General features: G+C 51.5%; 18 protein-coding genes. 11 read left to right on the forward strand and 7 right to left on the reverse strand.

Annotated features, from left to right (window positions below; translation table 11 throughout):
* Nucleotides 1–216: 216 nt before the first annotated feature.
* Nucleotides 217–1,095, reverse strand: a complete 879-nt coding sequence (locus BUA24_RS06525; protein WP_072790225.1) for an SCO6745 family protein — start codon at nt 1,093–1,095, stop codon at nt 217–219.
* A 187-nt stretch (nt 1,096–1,282) separates the two neighbouring features.
* Between BUA24_RS06525 and BUA24_RS06530 the strand changes: the two genes are divergently transcribed.
* The 7 genes from BUA24_RS06530 (at nt 1,283) to BUA24_RS06560 (ending at nt 9,992) form a co-directional block, all read left to right on the forward strand.
* Nucleotides 1,283–1,669, forward strand: coding sequence for a PPOX class F420-dependent oxidoreductase (locus tag BUA24_RS06530; RefSeq protein WP_084660268.1), 387 nt, complete (start codon nt 1,283–1,285; stop codon nt 1,667–1,669).
* A 191-nt stretch (nt 1,670–1,860) separates the two neighbouring features.
* Nucleotides 1,861–2,691, forward strand: coding sequence for an aminotransferase class IV (locus BUA24_RS06535; RefSeq protein ID WP_072790231.1), 831 nt, complete (start codon nt 1,861–1,863; stop codon nt 2,689–2,691).
* Nucleotides 2,692–3,003: 312 nt separating this feature from the next.
* The gene (locus BUA24_RS06540) at nt 3,004–3,966 is read left to right on the forward strand and encodes an XdhC family protein (protein WP_143146429.1); all 963 of its coding nucleotides are present in this window, start codon (nt 3,004–3,006) and stop codon (nt 3,964–3,966) included.
* 87 nt (nt 3,967–4,053) lie between these two features.
* Nucleotides 4,054–6,057, forward strand: a complete 2,004-nt coding sequence (gene tkt, locus BUA24_RS06545) for a transketolase (protein ID WP_072790237.1) — start codon at nt 4,054–4,056, stop codon at nt 6,055–6,057.
* A 148-nt stretch (nt 6,058–6,205) separates the two neighbouring features.
* A complete protein-coding gene (locus BUA24_RS06550; protein ID WP_072790240.1) occupies nt 6,206–7,264 on the forward strand; it encodes an alanine dehydrogenase in 1,059 nt (352 codons plus the stop codon).
* A gap of 8 nt (nt 7,265–7,272) precedes the next feature.
* The gene (locus tag BUA24_RS06555) at nt 7,273–8,658 is read left to right on the forward strand and encodes an NAD(P)/FAD-dependent oxidoreductase (protein WP_072790242.1); all 1,386 of its coding nucleotides are present in this window, start codon (nt 7,273–7,275) and stop codon (nt 8,656–8,658) included.
* Nucleotides 8,659–8,723: 65 nt separating this feature from the next.
* Complete coding sequence (locus tag BUA24_RS06560; protein WP_072790245.1) at nt 8,724–9,992, forward strand: aspartate aminotransferase family protein; 1,269 nt, start codon at nt 8,724–8,726, stop codon at nt 9,990–9,992.
* Between the two features lie 132 nt (nt 9,993–10,124).
* On the opposite strand, the gene BUA24_RS06565 is transcribed toward BUA24_RS06560, so the two are convergent.
* Nucleotides 10,125–11,561, reverse strand: coding sequence for a gamma-aminobutyraldehyde dehydrogenase (locus BUA24_RS06565; RefSeq protein WP_084660270.1), 1,437 nt, complete (start codon nt 11,559–11,561; stop codon nt 10,125–10,127).
* A gap of 421 nt (nt 11,562–11,982) precedes the next feature.
* Between BUA24_RS06565 and BUA24_RS06570 the strand changes: the two genes are divergently transcribed.
* Complete coding sequence (locus BUA24_RS06570; RefSeq protein ID WP_072790248.1) at nt 11,983–12,492, forward strand: Lrp/AsnC family transcriptional regulator; 510 nt, start codon at nt 11,983–11,985, stop codon at nt 12,490–12,492.
* A 38-nt stretch (nt 12,493–12,530) separates the two neighbouring features.
* A complete protein-coding gene (locus BUA24_RS06575; protein ID WP_072790251.1) occupies nt 12,531–13,922 on the forward strand; it encodes an aspartate aminotransferase family protein in 1,392 nt (463 codons plus the stop codon).
* 277 nt (nt 13,923–14,199) lie between these two features.
* Here BUA24_RS06575 and BUA24_RS06580 read toward each other — a convergent pair whose 3' ends face one another.
* Nucleotides 14,200–15,000 carry an enoyl-CoA hydratase/isomerase family protein gene (locus BUA24_RS06580; RefSeq protein ID WP_072790254.1) on the reverse strand — a complete coding sequence of 267 codons (801 nt, stop codon included), beginning with the start codon at nt 14,998–15,000 and terminating at the stop codon, nt 14,200–14,202.
* 7 nt (nt 15,001–15,007) lie between these two features.
* Nucleotides 15,008–17,353, reverse strand: a complete 2,346-nt coding sequence (locus BUA24_RS06585; RefSeq protein WP_072790257.1) for an MMPL family transporter — start codon at nt 17,351–17,353, stop codon at nt 15,008–15,010.
* A 550-nt stretch (nt 17,354–17,903) separates the two neighbouring features.
* On the opposite strand from BUA24_RS06585, the gene BUA24_RS06590 reads away from it, so the two are divergent.
* Both BUA24_RS06590 and BUA24_RS06595 read left to right on the forward strand, forming a co-directional pair.
* Nucleotides 17,904–18,299: a pyridoxamine 5'-phosphate oxidase family protein gene (locus BUA24_RS06590; protein ID WP_072790259.1), complete on the forward strand. Its 396-nt coding sequence runs from the start codon at nt 17,904–17,906 to the stop codon at nt 18,297–18,299.
* Nucleotides 18,299–19,234, forward strand: a complete 936-nt coding sequence (locus BUA24_RS06595) for a sodium:calcium antiporter (RefSeq protein WP_072790261.1) — start codon at nt 18,299–18,301, stop codon at nt 19,232–19,234. Before BUA24_RS06590 ends, BUA24_RS06595 begins: the two co-directional genes overlap by 1 nt.
* 15 nt (nt 19,235–19,249) lie before the next feature.
* Here the strand turns inward: BUA24_RS06595 and BUA24_RS06600 are convergent, their stop codons facing one another.
* The 3 genes from BUA24_RS06600 to BUA24_RS06610 all read right to left on the reverse strand — a co-directional run bounded on the left by BUA24_RS06600 (nt 19,250) and on the right by BUA24_RS06610 (nt 22,679).
* Complete coding sequence (locus BUA24_RS06600; protein WP_072790264.1) at nt 19,250–19,930, reverse strand: nitroreductase family protein; 681 nt, start codon at nt 19,928–19,930, stop codon at nt 19,250–19,252.
* Nucleotides 19,931–20,010: 80 nt separating this feature from the next.
* Complete coding sequence (locus BUA24_RS06605; RefSeq protein ID WP_072790267.1) at nt 20,011–21,384, reverse strand: acyl-CoA carboxylase subunit beta; 1,374 nt, start codon at nt 21,382–21,384, stop codon at nt 20,011–20,013.
* Nucleotides 21,385–21,413: 29 nt separating this feature from the next.
* Entirely contained in the window at nt 21,414–22,679 is a 1,266-nt protein-coding gene (locus tag BUA24_RS06610; RefSeq protein WP_072790270.1) for an NAD(P)/FAD-dependent oxidoreductase, read from the reverse strand.
* Nucleotides 22,680–23,544: the final 865 nt, after the last annotated feature.

The following is a 23,544-nucleotide window of genomic DNA, read 5'->3' on the forward strand; positions in this document are numbered from 1 at the left end:
ACCAAGTACTTCGATCATGTGCCCTTTGCTCCTTATTTGCCAAGGCGTAACAACTTAGCCACAGCGTATCGTACAGATCACGGCGACAACGCTGTCGCACCTGTGCACTTCTCAGATACGCTAATAGCTCAACGCCTGGCTGGGGGCGTTTTTGTCGCCTAGACAGTTTGTCCACCGAGCCTCAGGTAGTTATCGGGTAAGCGATGGATCTCTAACTTACAACATGCCAAGTTCTTCGTAAGTGGGTTTAAAGGCGGGCAACTCTTTTGACCCATTAAGGGTTTCACCGATTGCCGAGAGAGTTGCTCCTATCTCTGTCAATCTGTCATTATCTACGGCGCTCCAAAGTCCCTTAGCAAGGCTTTCTGTCTCTGCTTCAACTGTGATTCTGAAGTCTTTACCCGCAGCCGTAATGGAGCCAGATCCATCGATAAACCCTCGTCGCCTAAGGTTAGCTTCTGCTTCGGTCCACTGTTCCTCCGTCCAGCCTCGTGATGCGAGCACCATCTCTTTAGACATGTGTCCTACCCCGCTAAGAAGAATGTGGGCTTCAACACCTGAGACCGATGAACTAAGGAGAACGGCGTTGTGGATGTCGCCTTTGTGTTCACGGATCAAAGTAGCAAGATGAAAGAGGACGATATGAGGCTTCTCGGGTGCGGATATACCTAAATTTGCAGAATACAGGGGCTTGCCTTCAGGGGATCCCGTGCCGGCTACCTCTTCGAGGAGACCCGTGAGGGAGTCGAACGTCCCTGAAGAGGTGTGAGAACCAAGTAATCGTGTCAGGGCTCGATCTGCACCTTCAAATCTTGCGGTGATAAAACTCTCTGGACCAGCTACCTCCCATACCGAATCCATATGCTGTCTTACCATCGATAGCGAGAAGTTGTAGAAGGTCGCCGCCACGGTTTCAGGAGTAACCCGCCCCATGGGTGCTGCTCGACCTGCAAAGTATCTCGACCATACATCTTCGACGCCGAGCTCTTTGTAAGCCTCTCGGCACTCCCGAACGAAGTAGGTCACTATGTGGATCTTCTCCAGCTCTTTCCAGATCGGTCTTAGTAGGTCTATGCGAACTCTATCTTCAGCCATTGTCCAAAGTTATCACCTTACAGAGGCTGATTTAGGGCAGCCCGCAAATACACTGCGTAAGTACGTGCTCAGGGTGAGCGTGCCTAAGCGTCGGCTTGCTTCTCAGCTTACCGTTTGGTTCAAGGCACTTTCTGACATGTCGTTGTGCCGACATGCTAAGTTCTTCCAAGTTCGCTAGATTGGAGGCATGATGGATCCAAAGATAACCGAGTTTGCCAAGGGTAAGAACTTTGCCGCTTTTACTACAATCTTTCCTAGTGGCTTTCCGCAAACCTCTATTATGTGGATCGACGCGGACGACGATCACCTTTTGATCAATACCGAGATTCACAGGGCTAAGTACGCCAACGTGCAAAAAAATCCAAAGGTATCGGTGGTTATCTGGGACAACGCTAACCCGTACTCTTACATCGAGGTGCGTGGTGAGGTGGTTGGAACCGTGCTTGGGGAAGAGGCCTTGGATCACATCAATAAAGTTTCGGAGAAGTACACGGGCGGACCCTACTCAAACCCAATCCAGTCGGAGAGGGTGATTCTAAAGATTCTTCCTGAAAGGATACGAGCTAACGGTTAGTGGTTCGTAGCTACAAATGGTTTCTCTTTACGTTCCCGGGTGTCTCAGGAGGAATCGATAGGTCTGAGAGCTGTGATGTGTATTTACAGACGGTTCGAGTTGCAGCCCTGTCATTGGATCGATTTAGATTCTATGTAATTAGATGACTTTGGAGCAAGGAGATTTCCTAGCTGTCTGGAAGGGGTGTGATCATGTTCGCCTTTGTAAATGGTGAAGTGCTTGATCAAAGAGAAGCAACGATATCGGTGTTTGACCACGGACTCGTGACGGGTGATGGTGTCTTTGAGACCATAGCGGTTTATCAGGGCAGACCCTTTGCGCTAAAGAGGCACCTTGACAGGCTAAGTCGAAGTGCAAAGGGTCTGCTTCTTTCGCCCCCTGACCTAGATACAGTGAGAGAAGCAACTCTAAGCGTTGTATCAAAAAGTGATCTTCGAGACGGCAAGGTTCGTATAACCTACACAGCTGGGTCGTCGAGTCTTTCATCAGATCGCGTGGATACTAAGGGAACACTAGTCATTGCTTGCGAACCTTGCTCATTTGGTAATGGATCGAAAGCATCTGTGAGCGTGGTTCCGTGGAAGAGAAATGAACACGGAGCGCTTAGTGGACTAAAGACCACATCTTACGCTGAAAACGTACTGGCTCTATCCTATGCTAAGGAGCGGAACGCTCAGGAGGCGCTCTTCTCTAACATCGCAAATAGGCTGTGTGAAGGCACTGGTTCTAATGTATTTGTGGTGTGGGACGATACAGTTGTGACTCCTCCGCTCAGTGACGGTCCCCTGGCGGGTATCACACGGGAACTGGTCCTAGAGAAGATCGGTGGGGCGGAGAGAGAGATTCCGATGGAGGTCTTTTCCTCGAGTATGATCTCGGAGGTATTTCTAACTTCGACGATCAGAGAGGTGCAAGCCGTGGTGCAGATAGACGGTAAGCCGGTTGGCAACGGAGAGATAGGTCCACTAACGCGTGAGTTCGCAAAGGCGTTTGAAGAACTAAAGCAGGCTTCGAGCGACTAAGGCACTTGCATTTAGATGGCCTGGGTTCGTGGGTCGAGATGCCGATGTGATCGATGTAGGAACCTTGCGATGGTTAGGCCTAGCTGTGATCAATCATCGACCGTGTAAAGTTGTGCAACGGATGCCGTTAGTTACGATTTTCCCAAGGCAACTTCCACCAATTAGATAGATCGTTGAGAACTTAGTCTTAGCTTCAAATGCCATAACTTGAGAGCGTTCGTGAGATCGGTTTCATCGACACATCTAGCTTGAAGTAGTCTTGTAAGAAAATATGAATGGTTCGAAAAGCTTACGTGTCGTGTGGAGGTAGCCGTGGAGTCGGGTTGGATAGTCAGGGTTGTGGACCTTCAGGGCTTTGGCGGTGCTAACCGATCCGAAGGATTCCTAAAGATTAGAGATGCAGAGATAGAGGGAGAGGTCTTATCTGCCCAGTTTACGAAGGATGTGGTCGAGAGATTGTCGGATTCGCTTCAGGGATCTGACGCTGTATTGGACCTTGCCTTTAGTGACGACGAGGCGGTGAAGGCGGGCCTAGCCTGTGGTGGCGTTGCCCAGCTGGCGGTGTTCCGTGAAGACTCTTTTCCAGACTCCTACTTTGACTTAGTGAGTAAAAGAGAACCCTTTGTCACCGTCACGGTATCCTCTCCTGGAGCCGCACCGGGTATCTACGTACTTTCCCAGGAACTCAAGTTGCCTGCGAACCTTCCATCAAAGGTCACCAATGGCGCAGAGGAGCTGCTCCGATCCATGAGGAGAGGCATGCAGACGATAAGTGAGGCCGAAACGACCTATTACCTTTCGTTCGTTGCACCTCCTACGCATCTTGTGGTTCTTGGAGGCGGAGAACTGGCTGCGTCGCTCTGTGAACTCTCTTCCTATCTCGGGTGGAGCGCCGACATAGTTGTTGAGGGTGAGAGTCAGTCTAACTCACTAAAGGATGGGGGAATAGTACTTGGGCCCTTAGACGCCTTGGTGGTGCTTTCTCATAACCATGACTTCACAACCAGCTTCATTGCAGAGACGCTCTTGTCATCACCAAAGACCTATGTAGGATCGTTGGGTTCCCGTCACACGCAGTCTGAGCGAAGAAGAAGGCTTCTTGAATTAGGTTGCAGTGACGATTTAGTAAATGGGATCTATGGTCCAATTGGTATCGATGCGGCGGCCCAGAGCGTGGAGGAAACGGCGCTTGTTATCTGCTCTGAGATACAGGTACACAAGTCGGGTCGCCCGCTGCGCCATCTGAGGGACTCTGCTGGACCTATCAACGCGTAAGGGAACAGGGTTAGCGTATCGGTCCTAGGTGGATAGGGCAGGTTTGTTTTGCTAAGGTGATGACGAGACAAGCACAGGAGGAAACCGATGAGTTGGCAACCGATGGATCTAGCTCCCCAAAGAGATGACTTAGACGCGTTGGCGATTACGACACTAAGGATGATGTCAGTTGACGGAGTTGAGGCGGCGAACTCCGGTCATCCAGGTCTGCCTCTTGGGGCTGCGCCCATGGCATGGACTCTCTTTAGGTACTTTTTACGGTTTAACCCAAGTGATCCCAAAGATCCCCTTCGCGACCGCTTCGTGCTCTCAGCGGGGCATGGTTCAATGCTTCTGTACTCCCTGCTTCATCTCTTTGGCTATCCCGTGAACGTTGAGGATCTGAGAGCCTTTCGTAAACTTGGGTCGATAACTCCTGGCCATCCCGAGTTTGGGGTGACGGCAGGGGTTGAGACCTCTACGGGCCCGTTGGGTCAGGGTATAGCAAATGCTTGTGGTATGGCGATTGCGGCCCAGATGCTCCATGGCAAGGGAGCGGTTGCACGAGAGGACATGCCTAGGGTTTTTGCGATCTGTTCAGACGGTGATCTAATGGAAGGTATCTCCAACGAAGCCTCTTCTCTCGCTGGTCACTTGGGCCTTGGAAACCTCTTCGTGTTTTACGATAATAACGCCATATCGATAGACGGATCTACTGAACTAGCCTTTACTGAGTCCAGGATCGAGCGTTACAGGGCTCTTGGATGGCGCTGTGTTGAGATCACAGACGGAAACTCTCACCAAGAGATCAAAAGAGTGCTTGACGAGGTACTATTTGAACACGTGTCCATGCCGACCTTTATATCTGTAAGGACGATCATTGGATATGGGGTGCCTGGGCGTGAAAACACTGAGAAGGTTCATGGTGCGCCTCTCGGCCCAGAACTGACAAGCCAGCTAAAGCAACGCTTTGGATGGCCGACTGAGAGTTTCTACGTCCCTGAGGAGGTCCGTACCCTCTGTGCTGACATAGTGCAGGAAAAGGCGGCAGAGCTAGCATCGGCGAGGAGTCGTTGTCCGATGGAGCCACGCTTTGAGGAGTTCACGCAATCCAGAATCGACGAGGTATTTTCCAGGGTTATGTCCTCTTTTGAGCCGGGTAAGGCTCTTGCCACCAGGGTGTCGTCGGAGAAGGTTCTTTCGCAAGTCGTTCCCGCTTTATCTTCCATGGTAGTTGGTACGGCAGATCTGGCTGAATCGACCGGCATGGCACTGAAGATGGAAGCCTTCTCCCAAAGTGACCGATCGGGGCGCTTCATCCACTACGGGGTGCGAGAGCACGCTATGGGAGCCATCATGAACGGAATCCACCTCTTCGACGAGCGGCTTAGGGTGGCTGGGTCTACGTTCTTGGTGTTCTCGGACTATATGAGAGGAGCGATCAGGCTCTCTGCCCTCATGCGTATACCGGTCACCTACGTCTTTACCCACGACTCGGTCGGAGTTGGTGAGGACGGACCTACACACGAGCCAATCGAACAGATCAACGCTCTCAGACTCATACCTCATCTAGAGGTATTTAGACCAGCGGACGCTCATGAGACTGCGGTTGGTTGGAAGATGGCGGTTAGTCGTTTGAAGGATCCTATGGCTTTGGTCCTTTCCCGTCAGGCGCTTGATGACTTAGGTGATGTAAACATAGATCAGGTGGAGCGATTTGGAGCAAGAGTGGTCCATGACGGTGATGGTGGGCTAGATTTGATTATCGTTGCCACCGGTTCTGAGGTGGCCTTGGCTTTAGGTGTCGCCAAGGAGATAGAGCAACAGACGGGCTTGCGCAACCTCAGAGTCGTCTCGATGCCCAGCCGAGATCGATTTTTAAGTCTTTCGATCCAAGAAAGAGAGGAGATCCTACCAAGGGGTGTTCCGTCTGTCTCTGTAGAGGCAGGAACGCCGATGGGATGGATGGAGGTTGTTGGCGAAGGAGGCCTTGTCATCGGCATCGAGGACTTTGGCCACTCAGGGAAAGGTCCACTTGTGATGGCTGAGATGGGAATATCGGTTGAGAAAATTTATGCAAGGGTCAGAGACTGGTTCTTGTCTCGTTCCTAATTGTGGACGCTGCGATTGTGCGTTTTTACAGTTTGGTGGCGACCATATCAACCATTGCATTGAAAACTATCTGCTTCAAATGACATAACATCGTAGGTATAGATCATTTAGTTTTATCTCGAATTACTCAGACTGAAGGAGTTTCCCCATGGTGAGCACGGTAGGTCTTCTTGCGGAGATTAAAGATGGCGAGAGGAGGGTTGCACTTGACCCAAGCGCTGTGGCTACCGTGGTGTCCCACGGATATCGAGTAAAGGTTCAAAGAGGAGCTGGCGTTAGGGCGGGCTTCTCTGACGAAGAGTACCTGAGCGTTGGTGCCGAGATTGCTGACGAAGCTAAGGATGTCTGGGCCTGTGATCTGGTGGTAAAGGTGAAAGAGCCGCAGCCGTCTGAGTGGCAGTACTTTAGGCCAGGCTTGATTCTGTTCGCCTACCTACATCTAGCAGCCGAGCCGGAGTTGACTAAGGCGCTTATGGACAGCCAAGTCGAGGCTTATGCGTTTGAGACCCTTTCCTATCCAGCCGGTCTTCCACTCTTAGCTCCAATGAGCGAGGTCGCGGGGCGGGCTGCTGCGATTGTGGGTGCCTACTACCTGGCTGCTGGTTCAGGGACTCTTCTTGGCGGAGCAGCCGGTGTCCTGCCCGGAAGAGTGGTTGTAATTGGACTTGGTGTTGCAGGAACGATGGCAGCGCGTGGCGCTCGAGGAATGGATGCCGAAGTAGTTGGTGTTGATGTAGATCTGCACAGACTCTACCAGGCTCATCAGGAAGGTATTGTGACTGCGACTGTTGCTTCATCAGATCACGCCATCTCGGAGGTTGTATCCAAAGCCGACTTGGTTATAGGAGCGGCGCTGGTCCCTGGTGCGAAGGCTCCCAAGATTGTGAAAAAAGAACACATTGCATCGATGAGGCCAGGATCTGTGGTGGTGGACATCGCCATAGATCAAGGTGGATGTATCGAAACTGCCCGTCCGACCTCCCTTTCTCACCCGATATTTGAAGAGTTGGGAGTCATTCATTACTGTGTCACGAATATACCGGGACAGTACCCCCGCACATCGTCGAGGGCACTGTCAGCGGCTGTGGCTCCGCGACTCTTAGATCTTGCGCAGGATCTCAACTCGCCGAAACTAGTCGGTTCGCTCAACGTCTCTGGCGGCAAGGTGGTCTACGAGGCAGTGGCTCAGTCCCTGGGAATCTCCTAGGAGAGTCGATGGCTTGTGCTGCCTCCCCGCAGGCGCCCAGCTTTTGGCTGCATGCGATGGGAGCACGTAGGCAGCGAGGGTCTCTTGAGGCTAACTCTAGGATCGATGTCGCCATCGTTGGAGGTGGTCTCAGCGGACTTTACTTGGCCTACTATCTGAAAAAGGCTTCGCCTGCTCTAAAGATAGCGATATTTGAGGAAAGGTATGTCGGGTACGGAGCCTCAGGTAGAAATGGTGGCTGGGCCTCGGCGCTAGTGCCCTTTGACAAGGCGAGGCTTGAAAGAGATGTGTCGCTCTATGAAGCGCAGAGGATTGACAAAGCCATGGTTGAAGGGGTGTACGAGATCGCCAGAGTGATCCAGGAAGAGGAAATCGACTGCGACTTTCATCTTGGTGGCACTCTAATACTCGCCAGAAACGAGGCCCACAAGCGACGTCTGCAAAGCTACGTTCAACAGGAGAATCGATATCGATCTGAACCACGTCATCGATGGCTGGATCGAGACGAGGTCGAGCTTCGGCTTCGAGGAACGGACTCGCTTGGTGCGGCCTTCGATGAGGTGTGCGCTAGAGTTCATCCTGCCAAGTTGGTTTACGGTCTCGCTAAAGCCGTTGAGAGGCTCGGAGTTCAGATCTATGAAGGGACTAAGGTATCTAAGATCTCAAAGGGAAAATTGACGACGGACGCAGGTTATCGGGTTGAGGCTATGCACGTACTACAGTGTACAGAGGCCTTCAGCGCTGGTATAGATTCTCCGTTAAAGGCGTCTATTGTCCCAATCTACTCGCTGATGATCGTAACTGAACCTCTCGATGACCGATTCTTTGACGAGGTGGGATGGTCAGGTTTCGAGACCGTCTCTGATGGCAGAGGCTTGATAATCTACCTCCAACGCACGGCGGACAACAGAGTTGCTATCGGCGGTAGGGGTGCACCGTATCTTTTTCGAGGTACTCTAAGCGACGAGGCAGAGACCAATCCAAAGGTCAAAGCCGCTTTAGTTGATGCTCTTTTAGATCTTTTTCCCTATCTCAAAGAGGTAAAGGTCGCCTATGAGTGGGGCGGTGCAATCGCAATGACCAGAGACCTAACTCCCAATATCTTTTATGACCACGACCTTGGTTACGGTGCCACCTTTGGCTATGGGGGAGACGGTGTCACTATGACAAACGTTGCGGGACGAACACTTTGCGATCTAGTGCTAGCAAAACAGAACGAACTCACTTCTCTGTGTTGGGTGGGTCACAGGTCGCGCCCTTGGGAACCGGAGCCTCTTCGTTACCTAGGAATTAATAGCTCAATACTGCTAGCTCGAATGATCGATGCGAAAGAGTCTGAAGGAAAAGATGCCAATGGTCTAAGAAGGGTCTTTAGTCTACTAGTGCCAAAGTAAAGGTCTAAGACGATTGGGCAACGCTTAGTTAGTTGTTTAGTGACTAAGAAAGGAAGGGAAGAACGATGACGGAGAGATCCAGACTAGCACCGGTATGGTCGAAGTTAACAGATCTTGAGGTGGTGTCCGGGCGTGGCGCCTATGTGTACACAAGAGACGGTGAGGAGTACCTAGACCTAACTTCAGGGATTGCGGTTACATCGACTGGGCACAGTCATCCAAAGGTGGTGGAGGCGATAGCTCTACAAGCGCAACGTTTCATCCACGCTCAAGTCAACATATATACGCACGACCTTCTTGAACCGTTGGCACAAAGGCTCTACGACTTGACACCTAAGACTATCGAAAGTTTCTTTTTCTCCAACTCTGGGGCTGAGGCTACCGAGGGAGCGATAAAGCTTGCTCGTCAGTACACAAAGAGACCCAACGTGATAGTGTTTCAGGGATCTTTCCATGGACGAACTTCACAAGCGATGGCGATGACTACCTCTCGCACCGGTTACCGAGCAGGACACATGCCTCTGCCAGCGGGTGTTTTCGTGGCGGTGACACCTGGGTACCTCGAAGGTGAGGCGGTGTCAGACGATGATCCACGCGTAGAAAGAGCACTAGCCTATCTCGACTATCTACTTCTAGCCCAGAGCGCTCCGTCGGAGACGGCAGCCTTTATTGTTGAACCGGTGCTTGGCGAAGGTGGTTATCTTCCAATGCCGAAAAGGTTCTTGGAAGGTGTTGCCGAGAGAGCCAAGGAGCACGGAATCTTGTTCATAGTGGACGAGGTTCAGACCGGCTTTGGCAGAACCGGCAAAATGTTTGCAGTTGAGCACTACGGACTAGAGCCTGACGTGCTTGTGATGGCAAAAGGCCTGGGTTCTGGATTTCCTATCTCGGCTATTGGAGCACGCCAGGAGATTATGGATCGATGGCCTGTGGGTAGCCATGGAGGAACTTATGGTGGAAACCCGATGGGATGTGCGGCAGCCTTAGCGACTATCGAGGTCTTGACGGAGCCGGGGTTCATGGAGAACGTAAATGCGCGCGCTAGACAGCTTCGTGAAGGGCTTGAGTCAATCGCGGAGCAGGAGGAATCGATAGGGGACGTTCGTGGCCTGGGGCTTATGATAGGTGTGACTCTTTTGAACCCTTCTACCTCTAAGCCAGACGCTGATAGGGTGGCCAAGATAATTGCGCACGCAAAGAAGGAGTCCAAGGTTCTAATAATGAACGCTGGAACGTGGGGTAATGTAATACGCTGGATGCCGCCCCTTATCGTCGATGAGGTTCAGATCGAAAGAGGTCTCGATGCATTTGCTCTGGCGCTAAAGAACTCTTAACTTCAAGTCTTACAACTATTTGTCTTTGACGTTTATCGAAACCTCCCCTTGTCGTTGACGAGGGGGGGTTTCATTTTAACAGGAGGTTTTGCTATCCCTTCGGATATAGGTCGAATAGAGCGCAGATACAGACTACTCCCCGATGTAAGACATAACGTGTTTTATCCTTGTGTAGTCTTCAAAGCCGTACATCGAGAGGTCTTTGCCGTACCCCGAGTGCTTGAATCCGCCGTGTGGCATCTCGGCCACGATAGGGATATGGGTGTTTATCCACACAGCACCAAAGTTCAATCCCTTCGACATCCTCATTGCTGTTGCGTGATCTTTTGTCCAGATAGATGAGGCAAGTCCGTACTCAACGTCGTTTGCCATCTGAAGTGCCTCTTTCTCAGTCTCAAACCTCTGGACCGTGATTACCGGACCAAAGACCTCGTTCTGGACGATCTCGTCGTCTTGATGGAGATCCACAACCACCGTTGGAGCGAAGAAAAATCCCTGTTCGGATACCCTGGTGCCTCCTGCAACGACCTTTGCGTGCGACGGAAGCCTCTCTATGAGTCCTTCTACCCTTGCGAGCTGATTGGGGTTGTTTAGTGGACCATAAAGCGCATCTTCGGAGCTTGGGGGACCGGTCACTGTATTTCGTGCAAACTCACCCATGAGTTCGACGAAACGGTCGTACGCTTTTGCCTGTACGAGTACTCGGGACGCTGCGGTGCAGTCTTGACCGGCGTTGAAGTAGCCCGCTACGCCGATGCCTTCTACGGCTTTTTCCAAGTCTGCGTCGTCGAAGACGACTACTGGGGCGTTTCCACCCAGTTCAAGGTGCACCTTTTTGAGATCTTTTGCAGCGGTGGTTGCAACCTCGATACCGGCTCGGACAGAACCTGTAATAGAGACCATCTGGGGTGCTTTATGGGCAACGAGTAGCCGTCCAGTGTCTCTATCCCCGCACACCACGTTTAGCGTTCCCCTTGGAACAAACTCCGATATGATCTCAGCCATAAGTAGAGTCGATGCCGGAGTTGTATCAGAAGGCTTTATTACCAAGGTGTTTCCGGCGGCCAGAGCAGGCGCAAACTTCCAGACAGCCATCATCATTGGGTAGTTCCAAGGCGTTACCGCAGCGCATACGCCGATCGGCTCGCGACGGATCATGGAGGTATGATCAGTCATATACTCTCCAACTGACTTGCCTTCCAGATGGCGAGCTGCCGAAGCGAAGAAACGAATCTGATCGATCATCGGCGGTATCTCTTCTGACATCGTCAAGGAAACCGGTTTACCGGTATTTTGGCACTCTACCGCAACGAGCTCTTCGGCACGCGCCTCGAGTGCATCTGCGATCTTCATAAGAGCTAATGACCTGGCCGAAGGTGTCATCGAACTCCATGTGTCGAACGCCTCGCTGGCAGCTTGGAAGGCCAGGTCTACGTCTTCATCACGTGAGTTAGGTGAGGTTGCGTATACTTCACCGGTGGAGGGGTCAACGATATTTAGAAACTCTTTGCTCTTCGCCGGTGTCTTTTTACCAGCTATAAAGTTGGTCAGTTCTGTCTTGGACGTCATCTTGGTGCCTCCCAATTGCTTATATAGATTCGATGGTAGCCCAAATGAAGATGCATGTTTCCCTTTTTGCCTCAACTGAGAGGTTATTGTTTTGTACAAATTTAGCGTTGCATATGTGGAGGATGCTCTAGCTGGAGGTTTAGTTGGGAGTTTGAGTAGGTGGATCTCTTCGACTGCGGTGCTTGGCTGTCTGTTTAGTCCACCCAAACGTACCTCGCTTCGAAGGTAAAATATGCTTCAGCCTTACGGATTCGATAAGCAAAGTAACTGGAAATAGTGGAATCAGTATGATTCGTGATCATAAATTACGAAATCCATCTAATTTAGAGCTATTATATCTTCTAGGCTCAAGCGTGTTTGAGTAAGTTATGCAACTTTTCAGTTGGGGGTGATAGTCCATTTGGGCGAAGAGCAGCCGGCCGTGCAGTATGACTATATTCTGAGGCGCAAAGCGAAGGATCTTGAGTCGAACAGAGGGGGATCGGCCAGGGTTGACAACGTGTCTCTGCGCATTATCGAGTTGTTGCAGGGAGATGGTCGACTGTCCTATGCAACGATTGCCAAAGAGGTTGGACTGTCTGAAGCTGCTGTTAGACATAGGGTTCAGCGTCTCATCGACTTAGGTGTAATGCAGATAGTAGCGGTAACGGACCCTTTGAGTCTAGGTATGGGGAGACAGGCCCTAGTGGGTGTGAAGGTCTCTGGTGACCTAGTTGCAGTGGCGTCTGAGATCTCCAAGATCAAAGAGGCGGACTACGTGGTCATCTGCGCTGGTTCTGTGGATATATTCGTAGAGATCGTTGCAAAAGACGATGAGAGGCTGCTCCAGATCATAAACGGTGAGATTAGAGCCATTCCAGGAGTCGTGGCTACGGAGGCCTTTGTATACCTGAGACTGGCTAAACAGACATATTCATACAGTTCAAAGTGAGGGCAGCAAAGGCTGCCTGTGTTAGGTAAGTCAAGGAGATGGCAGTGTACGAGTACGACGACAAGAGGTTAGAGCATCTTAGAGAGGCAGCAAAGAGACATCTCTGGATGCACTTTACCCGTATGTCGACATTTGAAGAGGAAGATCTACCGATCATGGTTCGTGGTGAAGGAGCCTACGTCTGGGATGCCTCGGGCAAGAGATACCTAGACGGTCTGTCGGGTCTGTTCGTTAGCCAGCTGGGTCACGGTAGAACCGAGCTAGCGGAGGCGGCGTCTAAACAGGCGTCTACCTTGGCTTACTTCCCTGTGTGGAGTTACGCTCATACGCCGGCGGTAGAGCTAGCGGAGAAGCTTGCCTCTTTGGCACCTGGAGATCTAAATCGCGTTTTTTTCACCACTGGAGGCGGTGAAGCAGTAGAGGCCGCTTACAAGTTGGCGAGACAGTACTTTGCGGCGAGAGGCAAACACCACAAGTACAAGGTCATCTCGAGAAACATCGCTTACCACGGAGCGTCGCTGGGGGCCTTGGCTATCACTGGTCTTCCTGCGTACAAAGAGCCCTTCGAACCTCTCCTCCCCGGTGCGCGAAAGGTTGCTAATACTAACGAATACCGCTGCAAGGACTGTGCCTGGAAGGGGTCCTGTACGCTCAGGTGTGCTGACGACATAGAAAGAGTAATCCAATATGAAGGTGCTGATACGGTGGCGTTGGTATATCTCGAGCCTGTACAAAATGGAGGCGGTTGCTTTACGCCTCCACCTGGGTACTTCGAAAGAGTCAGAGAGATCTGCGACGAGTACGATGTTCTCCTGGTCTCTGATGAGGTGATCACGGCCTTTGGTCGTCTGGGTCACTACTTTGGGGCCGAGAGATACGGATATATGCCGGATATGATAACCTGCGCCAAGGGGATGACCTCAGGTTACGCTCCGATCGGAGCGATGATTGCATCGGATCGACTCATGGAGCCGTTCCTGCACGGGAAGAACACCTACCTACACGGTATTACTTACGGTGGTCATCCTGTGGCCGCAGCAGTTGCACTAGCTAATCTCGAGGTCTTTGAAAGAGAGCAGATCAATGATCACGTGCTCGCTAACGAAGAGCTATTTCGGAGCAAGCTGGAGTCACTAAAGGACATTCCTATCGTCGGAGAAGTGCGTGGAGCTGGATACTTCTACGCCTTGGAGCTGGTCAAAGATCAAGAGACCAAAGGGCTATTTAGTGACGAAGAGTCCGAGCACCTCCTAAGGGGATTCCTTTCGAGAGAACTGCTCGATAAAGGCCTGATCTGTCGTTCGGACGATCGAGGCGAGCCCGTGGTACAGCTCGCTCCGCCCCTTATCTGTACAGCAGAGCAGTTCGACGAGATAATCGAAATCTTGCGCCCAGTCCTTGAGAGAGCTGCGGAGATGATCGTTAGCTAGAGAGGCCCTTCTCTTTAGTGGACCAATTTTTTGTCTATACCCATATGGTAGATCTGCAGCTGAACAAACATGCCACAGGTTGGTAGTAGCGATGTCTCAGCTGCAGACAAATAATTGGATTGGGGAGAGTTCAAGTTACCTACCTCCTGGTATCTCTCGAACAACAAAGGTAGGATACCCAGAGACCTGGAGGTCGAACTAGGACCCTGATCTATTTCCCTGCACGAGCCTCTAGTTGTAAGACTATCGTTGTCTTTTGTTCGAAGGCGCGAGAACTCTACATTCCACTGAACTGTGGCAGCCTGCGCTCAAGAAAGGCCCTAACCCCCTCTTTATAGTCAGCGCTTGCGACGCAGGTCTTCGAAACCTCTTCATGTAGCTCTCTAAGAGCGTGCTCATCTAAGTCCTCCAAGGCAATGGCATCGATCAGTGTCTTGGAGGCAGCGATTGACAGGGGAGCGTTGTTGCTAATGGCCTCTACGATCTCTTCCACCCTAGCTTCAGTCTTTGATCCAGATGGACAGATCTCCTGAACAAGGTTAATCTGCAGTGCTTTCTGCGCGTCTATCTGCTTTGCGCTAAATATTAGGAACTTTGCATGGGCACTACCTACGGTCACTACCAGTCTCCTGAGAGAGTCAAATGGATATGCTATTCCGAGCCTTGCGGCTGGTATGGCAAAGCGGGCGGTAGCTGCATCTGCCACGCGATAGTCGCAGGCGAGTGCGAGAGAGACTCCGCCTCCAAGGCACATTCCTTCGATTAGGGCTATTGTTGGCACATGCAACTTTATTAATGCGTCCAACGCCGCCTCGGTGTTGCTGTCGAATGTGGCGGCGTTTTTCTCATCTCTTGTCAGTTCAAACTCCGAGATATCGGCTCCGGCTGCAAAGTTCTCACCGTCTCCCTTTACGACTACACATCTAATGTGTGACATGTGCGAGATCTCAAGGCATATCGAGTGCAGTTGCGACCACATCGCCTGACTGATTGCATTTTTCTTTGCCGGGTTGGACACCGTAATGGTCGCTCTGTGTCCGTGAACGTCCATGTATATCTTGGGGTCTTGGCGAGCCATCTATCGACTAGCTAGCAGGAGCTGGGGAGGGACGGCTTGAGCTGTCGGGATGAGCTCTTTGTGACCTTGTCTGTTCTTGGGTCTCGAGCTTTGCGTGCGTCTCGTGAAGTTTTGAAGGCCACCAGTTCCACTTCCCTAGTAGCACTACAGTCGATGGAACGAGCAGGGTCCTTACCAAAAACGTGTCCATGACGATTCCAAGACCAAGACCTAGGCCGATCTGTTGAACTTGAGGACTCCCGCTTCCTCCTGCTACTCCAAGGACAAAGAACGTGCCAGCCAATACGATTCCTGCGGAGGTCACGGTTGATCCTGTAGCTCCGATGGCCGTTGCTACCGCCTCCTTCAAAGGCATCAAGTGAGACTCTTCCCGAATTCGGGTCATTACCAATATGTTGTAGTCCTCACCTAGCGCAAGGAGAAATAGGAAGAGCATAAACGGTAGTACGAAGGTTAAACCAGACTCCCCCTTGATGTCCATGAAATACAAAACGTCGATTCCAAGTGCCGCAAGATAAGACAGAAGCACTGAGACAACAAGGTACAAAGGAGCGATCAGAGATCTAAGAACCACTGCCAGGAGAACTGCGATAATAACAACAACGAGAGGGACAATGTGGAATAGATCCGAGTTAGAGGCTGCGGATATATCTGCTGAAGCAGGTGCCTCCCCGCCTACCCCAGAGGCTACAGCGCCCGAACTTTTTTGTAGCGAGGTCGTGAGTGCACGAATCGCTGGAACTGAGTCAATGGCGGCTGTTGACCCGGGATCGCCCGCTGAGAGCGAGGTGTTGAAGAACACAAGCTTTCCACTAGGTGAAACATAGTTGCCCGCAGATCTGAAGGCCTCGTACAGTGGTTTGGGGACATGCACGGTAGGAGGCTCTACGGGTGGCAACAGTGAGGGATTGCCTAGCTTGGAATGCAGAGTATAGATCTCCTGAGGGGTTAGGTGGATTCCAAAGAGGTTGAACATTCCTTGAACGGAGCTGAACTCCTTTGAAGATGAGAGCTTGTTCTCAATATCTGCCACTGCGGGAAGGTTTCCCCAGATGGGTTGATTGAACTTGAAGATTATCTGGGTGGGGTTGAAAGCCCCTACCTTGAAATGTTTTTGCAGCGCTGCGTTGCCGAGAGCTGAGTCGGAGTTTGCCGGAACCGATGTGCTAGATGTAAAGCCAGAAGGTTTGTTTCCTATTGATACGAGGGCTAGCGAGCCAAACACTAGTACCCCTGCGGTCAGAGTCAGTACCGGACGGGTAATAACCTTGGCCGCAATCCGACCCCATAGACCGTTCTTGGGTGAGGTCTTGTGAGGCCGAGATGGCCAAAATGCTGCCCGGCCAAAGATCGCCAAGAGCGCTGGTTGAAGTGTTAGCCCAGCAAGGAGCATTAGGAATATGGTGATAGCCAAGGGGTACCCTAGGCCCTTGTAGAAGCCGAAGGTGGCGGTCACTAGCGATAGGAGAGCTGCAATTACGGTAAAGGCGGAGAAGGTTATGGACTCTCCCACACGAGACACGGCAAACCTAACCGCCTCTTTCCCGTCGAGACCTCGTCGAATCTCCTCTCTTACCCTAAAGACGAGGAAAAGTCCGTAGTCGGTACCGGCTCCTAGCACCAAGACCACCATAAGAAGCTGGGTTATGTTCGATACCTGGAAGTGAAGCACCGATGTAAGACGAGCCACTATCGGTCCGGCCATAACTGAAACCAATGCAGCTGGGATGAGCGTTATGAGAGGAGCGAGCACTGACCTAAAGACGAGGAGAAGGATGAGTAAGATGAAGACGATCGAGTACTGCTGAGTAGCGTTGAAGTTTGAACCGTTAGTCTTGGCGGAGTCGACAGCGGTTGCGAGCTGTCCTGCTGTGTGAACTTGAAGGCCAGCGGGAGCGCTAACCTTTGCGATCTCGGATCGGATGTTATCCACCAACGTTACGGTCTTTACGTCGTTGAAGGTTGATATCGAAGATAGAACCTCGATCTGTTCTGCTTGCTGGTCCTTTGAGAGGGCAACTACCTGTGACTTAACTATGGTGGGAACGTGAGCCTTTATGGCGGTTGCAAGCTGTGCAGCATAAGCTTCATCAGCAGGCGTCAGTGTTCCTTGATTGCGGTATACGACAACCTCGACTAGCGAGTCGTTGGTGTTTTGGAAGCTGCTGGCGAGGTTTGCGGCTTGAATCGAAGGAGAGTTCTTAGGGAGGAAGTTCTGATTGTTGTTAGTTACGACCGAAGATAGAGACGGCAAGAAAGCAACGGAAGCAAATATCACAGCGATCCAGAGCGGAACGATTACGTATCTGAACCTGACTGAGAAGTTTCCCAGTGCCACGAAGATCTTATTCAACTACTCCTACCTCCAACACCCATCTAATCCATCGCAACCTTGGCAACTTTGAAGACCCGCTCCACCCTGCCACGCGCAGATACGGTGACGCCGTCTGTGATTTCCATCCGAAGCCAACGCAATTTGGGTCTTGTTATTCACTCAAACCATGACTTCGACTTAGATTCCACTCAGTCCAAATAGTTGCTGTACTCTGTATCAAGTTCAACAAGTTAACAATATATCGTTCGTTACTTTGCTTATCCTGTCTCAGGGAAAATACAGGATATATGTACCTAAGGCTGAGGAAGTGCGGACGCCTTGATGACGAGGTAACATTAGCCCCCTTAGATGCCTCGAACTCTTTTTTCGAGATAAACTACCGAGGCACATGGGCAACTTGGAGCTTACGGGGTGCTGTGGTGAAGCCTGCAAGATGGTCAACGAATTGCTACTGGTTATTGGCGAAGGTGAATCTAGGACCAGGTGCTTAGTCATCCCAGTACCGCTTCAGAGCAACGGACTTGCTACGATGAGTGGACGTATATGTTAGCTTCGAGCTGGGGGTATATTGGCAAAAGAACTGTCAACGAAAGCCGTTCAATTCCTTTCGAGGCCGATTCACGGTGTTATTGCAACTTATGACACCGTCAATCGGTTGCATCAGGTGCCTGTAAATGCAGTCCTGGACAGCACCGATGGGTCTAAGCTCTTCGTGCTGTCACGAGCGAGCTCCAAGAAGGTTCGCAACATCACACAGAATCCCTTTGCAAGTTTCTGTGTGTTTGTAGGACAGAGCTATGTAAGCCTAGCAGGAGCAGCAAAAATCGAGTCAGATCCTAAGTTCGTCTCTTCTGTCGAGGTTTTATATCTCGTCAAGTATTCAAAGGCGGTAAGGCCGAACCCAGAACGCGTGGTGATAGTGATAGATCCAATCAATGTGATAGAACATCGTCTGGATCTGTAGTGACGTTCTCTCTGTTGCTCGTTGTTTTGGGGATTTTAGGACTTGCGCTCACCTCGCACCTCTTTGTATCTTACGCAATAGCGTTCTCGCAGCGTACGGGTCGCTCAAAGGTATTTACCGGTGTCGTCGTCATCGGTTTTGGCACCTCGCTCCCCGAGCTGGCAACGGCGGCCTTTGCCTCGCTCGCTCACCATGCATCTGTGGGGGTGGCTTCATCTTTGGGGGCTACGATCATCAATCTGACTGTTGTGGCTGGCATAGCTGCTGTAGCTTCAAGGCCCAAGATCAGCTCCCGTACGTTGAAGAACGAAGGGATGGTGGCCACTGCTGGCGCGTTGATGTTTGCAGTGTTCTTCATAGTTCTCCATCTATCTACGCTTTTTGCCTATATTCCAATAGCAGTTTTTGCGGTTGCAACGTACCAGATAGTAAAGCACTCAGGATCGGATCCTGAGTTTGAAGACGAGGTGCCCGAAGAAGCTTCATCTAAGAGCCTAGTGGTGATTGTCGGTCTTTGTCTATTAGGTTTGATCGGTACCCTGATCTCGGCACAGGTGTTTTTGGATGCGGCACTGTCCCTGGCGACCACGGTGGGTTTATCAAAGGTCGTGGCAGGTGCAGTGATAGTGTCAGTTGGCACCGCCCTGCCTGAGGTAGCGTCAGCGGTGCAGGCGGTAATTAAAGATGCACCGGATCTGGCGATTGGAAACGCCCTGGGGTCGTCGTTTTTCAATACTTTAGTAGCGGCCCCGATAGCTCTCGTGCTTGATCCGGGAGGTCAACTCCACGGTGTCTCATTTACCTCACTTTTTGCTGTTGCTTGTGCAGTTGTTCTTTATTTGATGATGTGGAGCGGTCACAGACTGTCTAGGTCGGAAGGGCTGGCCTTAGTTGCGCTCTATGTAGTCTTCGTGGGATACTCATTGATCGCGTAGTGTCGCACACATCGGTCACCTAGATAGAGCGATACCGTTAAAGCGGTCGATCGTCGTAAAGTGTTCCACCGGACGTCTCCGAAGTCGACGTAGGATCTTCTTAGGCCGCCCAAGTGCAATGACGCCCGCTAGTGCAAAGGGCTTTGGCACCGAAAGCAGATTCATGACTTCGTTTTCCCGTCGGCACAGAACGGTGGTCATAACACCGCCATAGCCCAAGGATCGAGCGGCTAAGAGTATGTTTTCCGCAAATGGGTAGATGGACGCGCCGCCAACGATGCTTTGGCGGCCGAGTCCGTTATCGATTACCGCCAGCTGAGTGAGATCCACAAAGATGCACATCAGGACCGGAACAGACGCCAAGTTATCGGAGAACTCTGATGGAGCTGGGGTCTTAGCAGCTTCATCTAGATCAATCGCCGGCCCGTCCCATTTTCTATTCGAAAGTGGAGCGAATGGTACTAGGTTCTGCCTAACGTGGGCGAAGTACTCGCGCCATGACTCCTGGTAGAGGCTTTGTAACTGCAGGCGAATCTCTTCGTCTTCCACCAAAATTACGTGCCATGCCTGGCGGTTTCCTCCAGAGGGGGAGAATCTCGCCATGTTTAGTATCTCGTAGATGGCCTCTCTTGGTATCGCTTCGTCGGTAAAGGCGCGATAAGCAGCGTTGGTGGTTAGTACCTCTTGTAGCTCCATAGGGGCTATGCTACCTTTATTTTGGTCCGTCTTACCCAGCGAAGTCGTCGCAATTTAGAACCGCACGCTCTGTATGTGATTTACATGGGAGAGTTGGCGTGCTTAGATGGACGTAACTTCTCCTTCTTGGTGATTAGAAGATCTAAGGCTCGAACTATTACCTCTCGAGTTGCTTCTGGTTCGATTACGACGTCTACGTATCCTCGTTCAGCGGCTATCCACGGTGTGAGATATGTTTGCTCGTACGCCGACTTGGCCTCCGCGCGTTCGTTGATATCTGCACGCCTGTGCAGGATCTGGACTGCTCCTTCCGCGCCCATCACGGCGATCTCTGAACTCGGCCACGCTACGGTGAAGTCGTTGCCCATGCCCTTTGAGTCCATGACGATATACGCGCCTCCGTAGGCTTTTCGGGTTATGACGCATATCCTAGGTATAGAGCACGCAGCATAGGAGAATGCGAGTTCCGCACCGTGCCTTATCATGCCCCGCCACTCAACGTCTTTCCCTGGTAAGAACCCGGGTGTGTCCTCCAAAGTTATGAGCGGGATGTTGAAGGCATCGCAAAAGCGTACGAATCGCGCTCCTTTTTGTGCAGCCGGTATATCAAGGGTGCCAGCCATTATCATCGGCTGATTTGCGACCACGCCAACGGTTCTACCCTTTATGCGGGCGAGTCCTGTCACGATCTGCGGAGCCCAGAACTGACGTAGTTCTAAGAACTCGCCGAAGTCAACTATCTCCTTCACGATGGCGCGCACGTCGTATGAAGAGGTGGGTTCAGCGGGAACGATAGAGGAAAGTTCAGGTCGAAGATCAGAACCCTCATCAACTTCAGGAGACCTTGGAGGAAGGGCATCGGTATTGTCTGGTAGAAAACTAAGCAGGTATGCGATCTCTTCAATTACCTCGTTCGCACTCTCCGCTACCTGGTACGCTACGCCTGACTTGGAAAGCAGCACGTTGGCTCCGCCTAACTCTTCAGTTGTAAGGCTTACTCCGGTGAAGTTGGCGACCATTTGGGTACCTGAAAGATACGCGAATGAATCTGGAGTCACCACTACGTAGTCTGCAAGGCCTAGGAGCAGGGTGGGTCCCGAAACTGCAGGACCAATCAGGCCGGCGAGTATCGGGACATTTCCAGAGCACATCGAGATCTCCTTCGCAGCTACACCCCATCCATGCAGAGCGCCGATGCCATCTGTGATTTCGGCTCCAGAGGTTGAAAGAATTAACACAAGTGGCAGTCTGTTCAGAAGAGCCAATCTTGCGCCCTCTGCGATTCGAACTCCGTCTGCCTCGCTCAACGCACCCCTCTTGGAAGAAGGTCGTGAGGTTACGAACACGACGTCTCTCCCGTCGAGGTTTCTCACTCCGGCTGCAGTCGAACCTCTTGCCAGGTTTGTTATAGATAGGTCGAACTCTGCCTGTGATCTGTATCTGTTGCGTATCATCTCGCGCCTAGCCTTTTGAACTTAGGTAACTACTTTACCTTCACTTCTCCTGCGACACCTCTACCAGTTACGATCGTAAGTGCAGTCTTTGCAGCTCTAACACCAGAGGCGAAAGCTCCATCGATTGAGGGTGACTCTAAGTAGTCTCCTGCTAGGACAACGTTCTTGGCGACGAGTGGCCCCTTTGCGAGTTGTAAAGCTTGTCCAAACACCTTTGGTAGCGACGCACTAACCGTGCCTGACTGAAGCTCCTCCCAACTCTTTGTTTGTGTGCCAAAGACTCTGTTGAGTTGATTCTTGACATCTTCAGGGGAAGCGTTTGGGCGATAGGAGACCGATATCAGATGAGTGTCTTTGGGTGCGTAGTAAATGGATACATCGCTCATAACACATGTTGTAAGAATGGGTCCTTTGTTTACGGACGGAACGTATACGGCCTGATGTCCTAAGGGGCGCTCTTTTGTTCTTAGGTACATATAACCCACCGAGCTGTAATCAATCTGTTGTAGAGATCCTGGTATGAGACGCCGTGCTGTGGTGGCGTCGGTCGCAACCACCACGCATTGTGCTTTGATCCTTTCGCCGCTGTTCATAGTCACGCCATCAGATGAGATCTGTACGACCTCTTGTTCCAAGAAAATCTGTTCATTTAGAGATGATGCGAACTGTTTGGGAATCATATCCATCCCTAGCGCCGGAATCGAAGCTCCACCTCTTCCAAATACCTTGATCAGAAAGTTGGTAAAACTGATCGGATATCTCAGTTCATCGTCTAAGTAGACGGCCTTTAGGAAAGGTTCTGCAACAGAGCGTCGCAGCCTTGAAGCCGACGAGAAGCGCGAAAGAACCGCATCGGTAGAGCTATTTCCGTTACGGTAGGACGAAATGAAAGCTTTGACCAGTGCGGCGATATCGGTTGGCGAGAGTAGCTGTGGCAAATCTCGAAATCCTAAGTTGGTCGATAAGGGATCTGAAACTAGTCTCGGCTGTCCTGAGGGCGAGTCGATGTACAGCCCCTTATAGAAAGGGCGTAGTTCGAGCTTCGTGTAGTCCAGCATTCTCTTTCCCATGGGGTATTCGTTGAGGTAGACCTGAAATCCCTTGTCAAAGACGTATCCTTCGACTCGATCGGTGCGGACTTTGCCACCTGCAACCGAGGACTTTTCAACTACGACGCAGTCCACGCCGTTATTTTGAAGGACCTTGGCACAGCTCAGACCGGCTAAGCCCGCCCCTACGACCGCTACTTGGGTCTCATCAGGTAGAGACCTTCGGGCGCACTGATCCTGCGACATCGCAATGCTCCTCCTACAAAACTTCTTTATTCAAAGATTATGCTAAGGCGTTTAGCAGACGCGTGCCTAGAATTTGCATATCGAGGCGAGATTAGTTTGAGTTACGGACTGAATAACCCCAGGTTTGATACAGACTCCTACTCCTTAAGAGGATGGAGTTACTATGGCACAGGTGAAGCGTTACTCACCAGAGGTAAGAGATAGGGCTATTCCTATGGTTGTAGACCACCGAGGGGAATAACCTTCGTAAGTGGGCAGCGATTCAATCGGTAGCCAACAAGCTCGGCATGACCCCCTGAGACCTTACGTCACTGGGTGCGCCAAACCGAGATCGACACAGGGGAGAGCGAGGGGATAACGAGTGAGGCCAAGGTGCAGATGCGCCAACTCGAACGCGAGAACGCTTGAGCTAAAGGGGGACTTCGGATTTAAGTGGGGAATTTAGTCGGCTGCCTGTACGCACCAGGGGTGAACTTGAGAGAGGCACAGGGGTTCTGCCAGAATGATGTTAGGTACAACTCAAAACCTGGAGGACCCCTGTGGAGAAAACCCTATCCGAATTGCCGAGATTCTGCTCGGTCTCAGTGATGTTAATTTACTTGGGGTTGAAGATCCAGCTGATGAGGGCGAAAAGGCACCCTTTTGAGTTCACATCGAGTGTCGAGGTGAACGACCGAGGTGCCCTATCTGTGATGGCAAAACGTACGCTAAGGGAAGTTCCCTGGTAGAGCTCTATGACCTACAAAGCTTTGGCCGTAGGGTGAGGCTCATCTCGCACAAACGCCGCTGGGTTTGTGCCGATCCCCACTGTGGCGGAGGGTCCTTTAGTGACCAGGACTCAAGCATCGCAGCCCCAGGACTCAGG

It is taken from the genome of Ferrithrix thermotolerans DSM 19514 (genome assembly GCF_900128965.1).
GTDB classification, from domain to species: domain Bacteria; phylum Actinomycetota; class Acidimicrobiia; order Acidimicrobiales; family Acidimicrobiaceae; genus Ferrithrix; species Ferrithrix thermotolerans.